Here is a 14106-nt window from a genome sequence, read left to right on the forward strand (position 1 = left end):
ACAACGGTGGGTTGACACCCACCGAGATGGAAAGACAAAGAACCTCTGGCTGTGTCCAAATTAAGTAGACCACTTCACGCCCGACCCGGTCGCCTGGAGGAATAAACGGAGGGGACCGCGAAGCGGTAATTTTCCTGCCGGGAGCCGGGATTGTTAAGGGGGCGGCGATAGCCCCCTTAACCCGTTCACGGGACATGAAATACCAGAGTAGCTAAGAACATAAGGTGAACGGAACCCTTCGCCAGAGTGACAGATTCTCCCTAATTTCTTAACCGACCATCATGACTAACCACACCTACCAGAATTAATACTCTTTGAACGCCAGCTCCAGACGGGCAAGCAATGGTTTAAACAGGTAGCTCAGAAAGGTGCGCTCACCGGTTTTTATCGTGACGCTGGCGGGCATCCCCGCTTTAATTTTGTAATTTCCCAACAGATGCACCCCTTCCGGGGAGACCCGGACTTCAGCGAGATAATAGGGCTGCTGAGTCACTTTATCGATAAGACGGTCGGCCGAAATGGTTAACACCTGCGCCGGCACCGAAGGCAATAATGCATGGTTGAGCGCCGGGAAAAGCACATCGACGGTCAGTCCCGGCGTCATTTTATCAATGGCATGTACCGGAATTTTGGCGTCGATTTGCAGCGGTTGCTCTGCGGCGACTATATCCATCAAGTGCTCACCCGGTTGAATGATCCCGCCGACGGTACTGACTTTTACGTCCAGAACGATCCCGTCAATCGGCGAGCGGATCTCCGTGTTATTCAGCTCGTGTCGGGTCGACGCTAACTCATCTTCCAGCATGGCGACCTCTTTTTGTTTGAGGGTCAGCTCCGATTCCACTTCCTGGAGAAACTGGTGCTGTACCTGATACGCCTTAATCTTCATTTCATTTTGCTGAGACTTGAGTTTGGCAATATTAAGAATATCTTCTGAGACATTACTGGATATTTCGGCGGCCTCCCGCTCAAGCACCAGTAACTGGGCCTTGGGATAGTAGTTTTTTTCGCTCAGTGCGCGAATGGCGCCCAGTTCTCTGCTAATCAGCGTAAATTGATGCTCGCGAAACCCTTTTATCTTGGTTAAATTTTCGGTTTGCCCGGTCAGACCGTCCAGGGTTTCCTGAATCATGGATAATTCATCCTGAATATTTTTTCTGCGGGTTTCAAACAGCTTTTCTTGTAATTGACGGACTTCGACAAGGCGCTTATTACTGGAAAATTGGCTTATCAATTCCTCGCTATAGACGATGGTATCGCGGCCGTCTCTTTCTGCCAGTAATCTGTCCTCATGGGTTTTTGCCGAGATATATTGTGCAATCAATGCGCTGTAACGCATATCAAGCTGCATTTTATCCAGGCGAACAAGGATTTGATCTTTCTTAACCCGATTGCCTTCCTTAATCAGAATATCGGTCACGCGTCCGCCGCTTAAATGTTGAATCGTTTTTCGATTACTGGAGACGGTAACCGTACCGTCAGCGACCACACCAGCGTCCAGTGGCGCACCTACCGCCCATAATATAAAACCACCGACCCCCAGAATAATCACAGCGATACCTCTGATTAAAGGCGGCCATATATTTGTATCGACACTCTCCGTCTTTGGCTCTGTCGTATTCTCTGTCTGCTTTTTCATGATAAAGCCTCTCGTTGTGGTTCATTATTCTGGGCAGGTGGTGGGGTGGTTGATGCGTTGGGAACCGATTTTAAAATATTTGCCTGACGCAAATTGGCAAACACCTGGTCGCGCGGACCGAATTCCTGAATCGCCCCTTCGTTGAGCAATAACACTTTATTGACGACGCCCAGCAGCGTCGGTCGGTGCGAGATAATGATCACCGTTTGTCCCTGCGTGCGTAGCGTATTGATGGCCTTGATCAGGGCCTGTTCACCGGCGTCGTCAAGGTTAGCGTTGGGTTCGTCCAGCACGATGAATGCCGGGTTGTCATAGACCGCCCGCGCCAGCCCGATACGCTGACGCTGGCCGCCCGACAATTGATATCCCTCGGCACCGAGCGGGGTATCGTATCCCTGTGGCAGACGTAAAATCATGTCGTGTACCCCTGCAAGTTGCGCTGCCGCCACGATCAGTTCGCTGTTATTGGGGGTAAAGCGTGCGATATTCTGCGCGATGCTACCGTCAAACAATTCAACATCCTGCGGCAGGTAGCCGAGAGACGGACCAAGCAAGGCTTTGTCCCACTGGCAGATATCTGCGCCATCGATACGGACCTTACCGGAAAGCGGACTCCAGACGCCGACCAGCAGTTTTGCCAGCGAGGTTTTTCCGGAGGCAGAGGGGCCGATTATCCCCAGGATTTCTCCCTGTTCGAGTTGAAACGTGATATTTCGCAGCGTTGGCGTTTTTTGGCCTGGAGGTGCCGCGAAGACGCCTTCTACGCTGATATTGCCTTTTGGACGCGGAAGCGTCAGCACATCTTTCTGTTCCGGAAATTCCCGTAACAGCGTGGTGGTCTGATGCCAGGCGTTGCGAAACTGCACAAACTGTTTCCAGCTACCGATGACCTGTTCGACCGGATTCAACACCCTGCCGAGGATAATGGAGGCGGCAATCATCAGGCCGGGGGTGATTTTCCCGTCGATCACCAGTAAGGCACCCGCACCCAGCGAAACAGATTGCAGTAAGATGCGAACAAAGCGGCTCAGACTGCTTAATGTGGCGGTTTTGTCCGCAATTTGTGTTTGCAGAACCAGCACTTTACTGTGCTGTTCCAGCCAGTGTTTTTTCAGCGTTGCCAGCATTCCCATCGCTTCAATGGTGTCGGAGTTTTGCAATTGCTTATTCAGTTTACTGGTATTGTTGATGGTTAATGCGTGCGCCTGCTGAATCGGTTTTTTGGTTGACAGTTCTGACACCAGCGTCAGGGTAAATAAGATCAGTATCCCGATAATGGAAAGATATCCCAGCAGCGGGTGGACAATAAACGCAATCAGTAAATAGAAGGGTGTCCACGGAATATCTAACAGGGCAAATAAACTGTTGCCTGCCAGAAACTGGCGGATTTGCGCCAGGTCGGCCAGCGCCTGCGCCGGGTTATTTTCACGGGTGGAAACCCGGCGTTTAAACGCGGCATTAAAAACTAATTGATTTAATTTCACATCCAGTCGGTTGCCAAATCGCGTCATCACGCTGGTGCGGGCATATTCAATCATTGAGATAACCGTATACAGACCGATTATCAGTAATGTCAGCATTAACAATGTGGTGGTGTTCTTACTGACCAACACGCGATCGTAGACTTGTAACATATAAATTGCCGGCGCCAGCATTAGCATATTAATCGTACTGCTAAAAAACAGTAACATCAGAAATGCAGGCTTACATCCTTTCAACGCATTTTGTAGCTCAGTTGGCTTTTGCTGGCGCGGCATAATAGGCTCCTTACTCGTTAATCAAATGTTCAACAGTTCGGCTTTTCTTATTCCAGACGTTTAAATAATAAAGTCAGTAGAGTTAACGGTATTGGCTCCAACCCCCGTTAATGTAATAACATCGCCGCCGATGGTGATGATCGTTTGGTTATTATTTCCCGAAATCAAAACCGTAGAGGTAAAGTTTGCGGTAGTCACTCCCATTCCAGAGATATTAATCAGATCCTGTCCGCCGATAGCATTACTGTCGAAACCAGAAATGCTGTCCTGTCCGAACCCGCTTGAGAAGATGAAGCGGTCGTCACCGGTACCGCCGTCCATGGTGTCGTTACCTGTACCGCCCGTCAGCACGTCATTGCCGAGACCGCCAGAGAGCACATCGTTGCCTGCGCCACCCCGCAGGGTGTCGACTCCGTTTGCCCCTTGCAGGTTGTCGTTGCCGTCGCCACCGTCGAGAATGTCGTTGCCAACACCACCCAGCAACTGGTCATTCCCGCCCATCCCGGATAAGTTGTCATTGCCATTACCCCCGGTGATGGTGTTCGCCAGCGCGTTACCAGTGCCGGTGAAATTCCCTGTACCGGTGTATTCCAGGATTTCGACGTTGTCCGTCAGGACATAAGTGGCGAGATTGGTCTCGACAGTATCGGTACCCGCATTCGCCCCCTCGATCACCACGTCACCTGCGTTATCAACGATATAGAGGTCATTCCCGGCGCCACCGTCCATGGAGTCGGCATCCAGTCCACCATCCAGTTGATCGTTGCCGGCCTCGCCAATCAGCGTATCCCGACCACTGCCGCCTTCAATGTCATCATCACCGGCTCCGCCGTTCAGCAGATCGTCACCCGCCTGACCGAGCAGGGTGTCATTGCCGCCTTGCGCAAGGATGACGTCACTCCACGCTGTTCCAGAATGGGTGTTTGACGCATTCGTGCCGACGATCATATCGCCAATCGGTTGAGTGGCGGCGGAGGTCAGGACGACGGACGGGTTCCCCTCATCATCGGTGACCGTTACCACGACCAGCAATGTACGCCCAATCATGTTTGCTGGCGGGGTGTAGGTCGCTTGCGTCGCCCCGGCGATATTGGTGAAAGTGCCGTTTGGCTGGTTCACTCTCCATTGGTAGGTGAAGTTATTCCCGGTTAAACCGTCTGCATCCGCAATGCCGGAGACGAGGGCGGTCAGCGTGACGCTTTCCGTTGGCGTCAGATCGCTAATGACCGGCGAGCCGGTGGTGGGCTGGTCGCGTACCATCACGGCACTGGTTTGCGACGACACCAGTGTTTCAGCATCGCCCATGCGGTCGGTAAAGCTGGCAACAACCCGCAGCGGCGCGCCCAGAATATTCCCCGGAACCCTGAACTGCGTACCTGTCGCCTGATCGCGCCATTGACCGTTGACCAGCGCCTGCCAGGTCATGGTGATTGGTGTATCTGCGGCAATACCATTCCCGTCGAGCAGATTAGACAGATTGACCTGCAACAAATCGCCCACTTCCGGTGTTCCGTCGCTAATGGCCAGATTGCCGGTGGCTCTTTGCGCCGTCACCCAGAGCTGATCGCCGTTACCAAACTCCAGTTTTTCAATGTTGAGCAGGCGGTCTACGCCGTCATTGAACGCCAGTCCTGCCGCCGGAGTGGCATGATTGACGGTAAGACTGCCGTCGGCATTACGCTGGAATTGATAGTTGCTGCTGAGATCCCGGTAAACGGCAACGTCGGTTTCTGTGCCATTACCGTCGCGGAGGATTTCCCGCACAATCGACAGCTGGTTCGGTTTGAGCGTGCCAGCCTGCATGTAGGATTTGAGCTCATTCATGCTGTCGGCGCTGGTTAACCCTTGCATCCCGGAGACCGCGATACGCACGTTCAGCCACGCATCACCGTCGATGATGTCGTTGCCGGCCTTACCGGTGATGCGGTCGCTGCCGCCGCCGCCGAGCAAAATGTCGCCACCGTTGTCCGGATTAAACAAGACGGCATTGCCCGATGCTGCGCGTGGAACACCCAGAATCGACTGGAGTCCGGTGATTCTGTCTGCGCCCTCCTGGGTCAGGTTGTTGGAAAGCGGCGTGCCCTGAACCGGCGCGGTTCCGATAGGTTGCTCTGTGCCTACCAGCACATCGTTAAATTTCCAGCCCGAAAGGCCTTCCACCAGGTCAAAGCGATCGCGCAGGATAAACTCTTGCTGGTTGACGAAAATCGGGATGCCCAGATCCGAGTTGGCGGCGTTTGGGTCACCTTTGTGGATGGCCCAGTCAAAACCAGACATGCCGTTGTTGCGCTGAATGCCCGCGCCCTGAACCATAATGTCGTCACCGGCTTCGCCATCGTAGTCGGTGTCGTTACCCTGACCGTTCAACACGTCATGACCAATGATGGTACTGTTAAAGAACAGTTCGGAGTTATCGCCGGCCAGGGTATCGAAGCCGTCACCGCCTTCTAACCAGTCGTCGCCTTCGTTACCCATCAGGGTGTCACCGCCAGATCCCCCCAGCGCGAAGTCATTATCGCGTCCGGAAAAGACTTCCTGAGCATCTTCGCCGATCACCATGAAATCACTGCCGCTGCCGCCGAAGATCAGGTCGTTGCCGTTACCGGAGAAAATGACGTCGTGTCCCGCATCACCATGCAGGAAGTCAGCCCCGCCGATGGGGGTTCCGGTGTCTGTAATGATGTCGTTGCCATCACCGCCGTGCACAACGTCGGCTTCATCGCCACCGTCGAGACGGTCGTCACCGGCATCACCCCACAGGCTGTCGATCCCTTTGCCGCCAATTAACGTGTCGTTGCCCGCCGAACCGCCGAGCACCACATGACCATCACCCGAATATTTCAAATAGGCGCCATCAGCCGCGCCGTCATTGTCGACATCCGCCCCCGCCGCACGGCGAACCACCAGTGGGAAGAGGAGGTCTTTCAGCGCATTGCCCCATTTCGGATCGGCATGCGTCTGCAAGGACTGGTTGACTTCGAAGGTGTAATCAGGTGTCTGGAACAGGTGGGCAGGCAGGTGAGACGAGCCTGGATCGCCCAGGTCACTGTTACGCATCACCAGGGCAGAGAAGGAGTTTGCCTCCAGTTCGTTCAGCATGTTGAGACCCTGAACGCGGCTCAGATAGTAGAACCGGTCACCGTCCTGCAACATCTCCATCTGCGTTTCAAAGACAAAGTTAAAGGTGGAGCCGAGCATGCCACCGAACTCATTTTTGCGTTCCGCCAGCCCGCCAATCCAGAAATCGACCATATTGAGGCCGGTTTCTTTGTTGGCCCAGGCACCGGTTCCCATAAAGAAATCGAGCGCATCGGCAGGCGCCGGGGCGTCATCCGAACCAAACAGGAGGAGGTTTACCGCCGCGCGTTTTCCTTCCAGCGTGTCGGCGGCTTTGATCAGCTCATGTTGGCCGTAGGCCGCCATAAAGTTGATGATCGATGCCGGGTTTTTCAGGAAGGAGCCAAAATCGGCCCAACTGGTATAGGGGCGCAGCTCGCTGTTGCCGGTTAACTCGTAGAATTGCTCACGCGCCTGATTGAGGGTGGGCATTAACGTGTCGCGCCCGCGTGCGATGTTGAGTGCGCCCAAATCCAGCGGTAGCCCGACCAGGTTATTGCGCAGCGCCTCGGTAATGAACTCATCAATTTCGTTGCCGACCTGACGGGTCATCCCGCGAACAATGGCGCCGACCGCCTGATCGCTGGAGATAGTTTGACCGTTAAGTTCATGGAACGCGATCGGGTTAAGGAAAGCCTCAATCAGCCCGATGTCATCGTCTTTCATGTCGGCATCGGTACGGGCGACGGTTTCGGTCAGCATCGAGTGACCAAAGCGGTAAACCACGTGGGCAAATTCAGCAAAAATAGCCGGGTTGATGTCCGCCGTGTTGGAGAAGACGAACGGATCGACCGCTGGTTGCACGGCACGGGCGAACTCTTCAAACACCAGGTGCTGATATTGCATTTCCGTCGCGAAACGTCCCGCCTGGAAGAGGTATTCCCCGTTCCATTGCAGGGTGTTGAGATCCTCAGGCAGTTCGGTAATCGGCTTAATCAGCCATTGGTTGATCAGTTCAATGTCGTTAGTTTCGAGGATGGTGGTCTTGTACTGATCGACCAGCCGGTTATGTTCGCTGTGGAACACGGAGTGTACGGCAGTCAGACCGATGTTTTCGTTGCCGCGACCGTCACCGGTAATGAAGTGTCTGTCGAGCAGTTCATCGTCATAGGTTCCAGCCCCCGGTGCATTACCCACTTCGCTATCGCCATCGGCTACCAGGTTGGCCTTCGGCACCGCCGTGTGGGCAATATCATCGAGGAAGGCATGCCCGGTTCTCAACGTATCGGCAGGTAACGCCTCGCCATTGGCTTCAACCAGTCCATGTTTGGTCACGATTTGGACTTTGCCATCCTCGCTTAAAATCAGGTTGCCATAGCGGTCGGTCGCCAGCAGCGGCACGTTGAAAACGTCCTGATTGGTCAGCTTGATGCCCAGCAAGGTTTCTGCCTGATGTTTGATATCAGCCCAGGTCGCCAGCCCGCCGTTGCTGCCTTCCAACAGGTGACCGGTGGGCACCGGCTTACCGTCTGCATCCAGCACATATTCGCGGATAAAGATTTGATGAGAAGGGTGGGAGGTGTAGGTCTGGTTCTGATCAATCCACGGCGTAGTGGTGTTGATGGTTTCATGATTAGCATCGACTTTCGCGCGGGTGAGGATCATGAAGTTATTGTCGACGCCGCCGGTGAGTTCAGGATCAACCCATAAAGGGTCATCCGGCATCAGCGGAATAAAGACAATGCCATTGCCTTCTTTCGGGATCAGATCCAGGCCGTGGTCGAAGAACTGCCCGAAAAAGGTCATCCAGCCATTAAACGCCGGTGATAAACCGATGTCAGGCGAGAGGTTCGGAATCGATAAACTGCCGTTGTCGGAAGTGGCACCTCCGCCGGGAACGTCAGTCAGTCCGTCATGGGCTTCCTGGGCCGCTGGGTTAGAGGCGGTTTGGTCGGAAATCAGATTACTGATAATACGCGGGTCGGCATCCCTCACCATCTGCCCTGGGTTTAAGGTGAGGTACTTTGCCAGTGCTTCCATATCTTTCAAATCCAGCGCGACCATTCTGGGCATGGTCTGGTCGGCAGAGCCGTACAGCTCCTGGCCGGGCAGAAGGTTGTTCCATGAACCATCCACGGTACGAATCCCGTAAGGCAACAGGGGACTGGAGACGAGCTCGCGAAGCAGATCGCCATTCACGCTACCATCCGGATTGGTTGCCGCTTCTGATATCTTGATTTGTTGAAGAATAAACGCCAGGTCATGCAACGTTACTGTGAAATCGTATTGTGTAGCCATAGATAATTGCCTCATTGCTTATGTAAGCATTCTCATTCGCATCTAGCCAAATAAAGGCAGAAGAAATGTACTGAGTCCGACTTAAAAAATTATCTGATTAATAATTACGCACCTGAGTTCTTTTCTAATGGTAAATGACAATACCTCTGGACCTCCCATTTTCACTGATATTTAAATTTACTTTGTCCGCTAAGTTTATTATCAACCCAGGACAATAATAAAAACGCCAATGAAAAACCTTCTAATGCATTGAAATCTATGAAATAACGCAAATAACTTCATTTGTAAGATAAAAATACACTAGCGTTGTTTATAAATATTAAGGAGTATTTCAGTGACGTTACAATTGCGTAATGTTCATAACTATGAAAGGTCATGGTTTTACAACCATCATACTTTTTCATGATACGAATTGGGTTTTCTAAACTGTTACGCGGTAATTAAAAATGGCTGGGGAGATAAAAAAGAATAAGCATTCACCAAGTGAATAAATAAAAGACACATTAACATTATGGTTTTGTGGTGAAGGTAAGGGAATAAGTAATACAAAATACGATGGGGGGATTTTTGGATATAAAAGAAAGACAAAACCCTCTCACCTGGCGGTGAGAGGGTTAATTTTTAAGCTGCAACGACGCTGTCGATGGCCGCTTTGGCATCGGATTGCGCTTTGGTCGCGACATCCGGACCGTAGGCAATGCCTTCGGCAAACACAAAGTTCACGTCGGTAATACCGATAAAGCCGAGGAAGACTTTCAGGTACGGCGCGATCAGGTCAGTCGGGGTATCTTTGTGAATACCGCCACGGCTGGAGAGAATTACCGCACGTTTACCGGTAACCAGACCTTCCGGACCTTTCTCGGTGTAGCGGAACGTCACGCCAGCACGCGCAATCAGGTCGAAGTAGTTTTTCAACTGCGTCGGGATGTTGAAGTTGTACATGGGCGCAGCGATGACAATCACATCATGGGCTTTCAGTTCTGCAATCAGCTCATCAGAGAGCGCCAGCGCTTCCTGTTGACGCGGCGTCAGCGCAGCATCGCTCGGACGCAGTGCGCCAACCAGTTCACCATCCAGTACCGGAATTGGGTTAGCCGCCAGGTCACGAACGGTGATTTCGTCTGCGGAGTGTTTTTCACGCCATTGTTCAACAAAATAATCAGACAACTGACCAGACTGAGAGTACCCTGCCAGAATACTGGATTTGAGGACTAATACCTTGCTCATGGGTGTTTCCTTGTATGTGTTTGAAGGGGGGATGCCCCGTTGCTTGTTGACACTTTATTCACAATCCTGCCGCAGTGATAGCGCAATATATCGAAGCCTATGTTCGAAATTATTGAACAACACACGGTTAGCGCCGATGTGGTAATCTATACCTAACATCGAAATGAGATTTGATCAGGCAGAGCACTGCCCTCTAACGTTATGACAGAACAACAAAAATTGACTTTTCACAGCCTGCAACAACAGCTGGAATCGCTGATGTTGCGTGACCGACAGCGCTTTGCTCGTCGCCTGCACGGTGTGAAGAAGGTTAAAAATCCTGATGCACAACAAGCCATCTACCAGGAGATGGCGAAGGAGATTGAACAGGCGGCAGGTAAAGTCCTGCTGCGTGAAGCGGCGCGTCCTGATATCACTTACCCGGATAACCTGCCGGTGAGTCAGAAAAAACAGGACATCCTGAACGCCGTTCGTGACCATCAGGTGGTGATTGTGGCGGGGGAAACCGGCTCCGGGAAAACCACGCAGTTACCCAAAATCTGTATGGAACTGGGGCGCGGCATTAAAGGATTGATTGGTCATACGCAGCCGCGTCGTCTGGCGGCGCGTACCGTCGCCAACCGTATTGCTGAGGAACTGCAAACGGAGCCGGGCGGCTGTATCGGCTATAAAGTTCGTTTTAGCGACCATGTCAGCGACAACACGATGGTCAAGCTGATGACCGACGGTATCCTGCTGGCTGAAATCCAGCAGGACAGACTGCTGATGCAGTATGACACCATCATCATTGATGAAGCGCACGAACGCAGTCTGAACATTGATTTTCTGCTCGGCTATCTGAAAGAGCTGTTGCCGCGTCGCCCGGATTTGAAAATTATCATCACCTCCGCGACCATCGATCCGGAGCGTTTTTCTCGCCACTTTAATAATGCGCCGATTATCGAAGTGTCTGGCCGAACCTATCCGGTTGACGTGCGCTATCGCCCGATTGTCGAAGACGCGGACGATACCGAGCGCGATCAGCTGCAGGCGATTTTCGACGCGGTGGATGAACTGGGACGCGAGAGCCCCGGCGATATTCTGATCTTTATGAGTGGCGAGCGTGAAATTCGCGACACCGCCGATGCGCTCAATAAACTCAATCTGCGCCATACCGAAGTGCTGCCGCTGTATGCGCGGCTTTCTAATAGCGAACAGAACCGCGTCTTCCAGTCGCACAGCGGGCGTCGCATTGTGCTGGCGACCAACGTAGCGGAAACCTCGCTGACGGTGCCGGGCATCAAGTACGTCATCGACCCAGGGACCGCGCGTATCAGTCGCTACAGTTTCCGTACCAAAGTCCAGCGTTTGCCGATTGAACCGGTGTCGCAGGCCTCCGCTAACCAGCGTAAAGGTCGCTGTGGACGCGTGTCGGAAGGGATCTGTATCCGCCTCTATTCGGAAGACGATTTCCTGTCGCGCCCGGAATTTACCGATCCAGAAATTCTGCGTACCAACCTGGCGTCCGTCATTCTGCAAATGACGGCGCTTGGGCTGGGCGATATTGCCGCGTTCCCGTTTGTTGAAGCGCCAGATAAACGCAACATCCAGGATGGCGTACGCCTGCTGGAAGAGCTGGGCGCGATTACCACCGATGAACAGCAGACCGCATACAAACTGACGCCGCTCGGTCGTCAGTTATCGCAGTTGCCGGTGGACCCGCGTCTGGCGAGGATGGTACTGGAAGCGCAAAAACATGGCTGCGTGCGCGAGGCGATGATCATCACCTCCGCGCTGTCTATTCAGGATCCGCGCGAGCGCCCGATGGACAAAAAGCAGGCATCGGATGAGAAGCATCAGCGTTTCCACGATAAAGAGTCCGATTTCCTCGCGTTTGTGAATCTGTGGAATTACCTCGGCGAGCAACAGAAAGCGCTGTCATCGAATCAGTTCCGCCGCCAGTGCAAAGTCGACTTCCTTAACTATCTGCGCGTACGCGAGTGGCAGGATATCTACACTCAGTTGCGTCAGGTGGTGAAAGAGCTTGGCATTCCGGTGAACAGTGAACCCGCAGAGTATCGTGAGATTCATGTCGCGCTGCTCACCGGTTTACTTTCCCATATCGGCATGAAGGATGCCGATAAGCAGGAGTTTACCGGCGCGCGTAACGCACGCTTCTCTATCTTCCCCGGTTCTGGTTTGTTTAAAAAACCGCCGAAGTGGACGATGGTTGCCGAGCTGGTGGAAACCAGCCGTCTGTGGGGACGCATTGCCGCGCGGATCGATCCCGAGTGGGTGGAGCCGGTTGCCCAGCATTTGATCAAACGCTCGTATAGCGAACCGCACTGGGAACGGGCGCAGGGCGCTGTGATGGCGACGGAAAAAGTCACCGTTTACGGCCTGCCGATTGTCGCTGCGCGTAAGGTCAACTACAGCCAGATCGATCCCGTGCTCTGCCGTGAGCTGTTTATCCGCCATGCGCTGGTGGAAGGCGACTGGCAGACGCGCCACGCGTTCTTCCGTGATAACCTCAAACTGCGCGCCGAAGTGGAAGAGCTGGAGCACAAATCGCGCCGCCGCGACATTCTGGTGGATGACGAGACGCTGCTTGAATTCTACGACCAGCGCATCAGCCATGACGTGATTTCCGCGCGCCATTTTGACAACTGGTGGAAGAAAGTCAGTCGCGAAACCCCGGATCTGCTCAACTTTGAAAAGAGCATGCTGATCAAAGAGGGTGCTGAAAACATCAGCAAGCTGGATTACCCGAACTTCTGGCATCAGGGCAATCTTAAGCTGCGGTTGAGCTATCAGTTTGAACCCGGCGCGGACGCTGACGGTGTCACCGTCCATATTCCGCTGCCGCTGTTAAATCAGGTGGACGAGAGCGGCTTTGAATGGCAAATCCCCGGTCTGCGCCGTGAACTGGTTATCGCATTGATTAAATCGTTGCCAAAACCGGTACGACGTAACTTTGTCCCCGCGCCAAACTATGCCGAAGCGTTTTTAGGCCGCGTGACGCCGCTCGAGTTGCCGCTGCTGGATTCGCTGGAGCGTGAACTGCGCCGGATGACCGGCGTAACGGTTGACCGTGAAGCCTGGCAGTGGGATCAGGTGCCCGATCACCTGAAAATCACCTTCCGGGTGGTGGATGACAAAAACAAGAAGCTCCAGGAAGGGCGCTCTTTGCAGGATTTGAAAGATGCGCTGAAGAGCAAAGTGCAGGAAACGCTCTCCGCCGTTGCCGATGACGGTATCGAACAGAGCGGTCTGCACATCTGGAGTTTTGGTCAGCTACCGGAAAGCTATGAACAGAAACGCGGCAACTACAAAGTGAAAGCCTGGCCCGCGCTGGTGGATGAGCGCGACAGTGTCTCCATCCGATTGTTCGACAACCCACTGGAACAACAGCAAGCGATGTGGAGCGGGTTGCGCCGCCTGTTGCTGCTGAATATTCCGTCGCCGATCAAGTATCTGCACGAGAAGCTGCCGAACAAAGCCAAACTTGGCCTCTACTTTAACCCGTACGGTAAGGTACTGGATCTGATCGACGACTGTATCTCCTGCGGCGTAGATAAGCTGATTGACGCTAACGGCGGGCCGGTGTGGACGGAAGAGGGCTTTGCGGCGCTGCATGAGAAAGTTCGCGCCGAGTTGAATGAGACGGTTGTCGACATTGCAAAACAGGTCGAACAGATCCTGACTGCCGTTTTCAATATCAACAAACGCCTGAAAGGGCGGGTAGATATGACCATGGCGCTGGGGCTTTCCGATGTTAAAGCACAAATGGGCGGGCTGGTGTATCGCGGTTTCGTCACTGGCAACGGCTTTAAACGCCTCGGTGACACGCTGCGTTATCTGCAGGCGATTGAAAAACGGCTGGAGAAACTGGCTACCGATCCGCACCGCGACCGGGCGCAGATGTTGAAAGTCGAAAGCGTACAGCAAGCCTGGCAGCAGTGGTTCAACAAACTGCCGCCAGCGCGTCGTGATGATGAGGATGTCAAAGCGATCCGCTGGATGATTGAAGAACTGCGCGTCAGCTACTTTGCCCAGCAGCTGGGAACACCGTATCCCATCTCGGATAAGCGTATCTTGCAAGCGATGGAGCAGATTAGCGGCTAGCGTTTTACATGTCAGCGAGTGAAC

Annotated in this window: 5 protein-coding genes; 1 reads left to right on the top strand and 4 read right to left on the bottom strand. The window is 53.3% G+C overall.

Annotated features, from left to right (window positions below):
• Window positions 1-304: 304 nt before the first annotated feature.
• The 4 genes from AC07NP_RS08100 to azoR form a co-directional block, all read right to left on the bottom strand.
• A complete protein-coding gene (locus AC07NP_RS08100; RefSeq protein ID WP_203361117.1) occupies window positions 305-1639 on the bottom strand; it encodes an HlyD family type I secretion periplasmic adaptor subunit in 1335 nt (444 codons plus the stop codon).
• Window positions 1636-3396 (bottom strand): type I secretion system permease/ATPase, encoded by a 1761-nt coding sequence (locus AC07NP_RS08105; RefSeq protein ID WP_494660097.1) that lies wholly within the window; start codon window positions 3394-3396, stop codon window positions 1636-1638. The genes AC07NP_RS08100 and AC07NP_RS08105 overlap by 4 nt, the downstream gene beginning before the upstream one ends.
• A 60-nt stretch (window positions 3397-3456) precedes the next feature.
• A complete protein-coding gene (locus tag AC07NP_RS08110) occupies window positions 3457-8751 on the bottom strand; it encodes a peroxidase family protein (RefSeq protein ID WP_494660098.1) in 5295 nt (1764 codons plus the stop codon).
• Window positions 8752-9372: 621 nt separating this feature from the next.
• Window positions 9373-9978, bottom strand: a complete 606-nt coding sequence (azoR, locus tag AC07NP_RS08115) for an FMN-dependent NADH-azoreductase (RefSeq protein ID WP_192612286.1) — start codon at window positions 9976-9978, stop codon at window positions 9373-9375.
• Window positions 9979-10179: 201 nt separating this feature from the next.
• Here azoR and hrpA point away from each other — a divergent pair, with 201 nt between their 5' ends.
• Entirely contained in the window at window positions 10180-14082 is a 3903-nt protein-coding gene (hrpA, locus tag AC07NP_RS08120) for an ATP-dependent RNA helicase HrpA (protein ID WP_494660099.1), read from the top strand.
• Window positions 14083-14106: the final 24 nt, after the last annotated feature.

Source organism: Citrobacter sp. GW821-FHT07H02 (assembly GCF_059418505.1).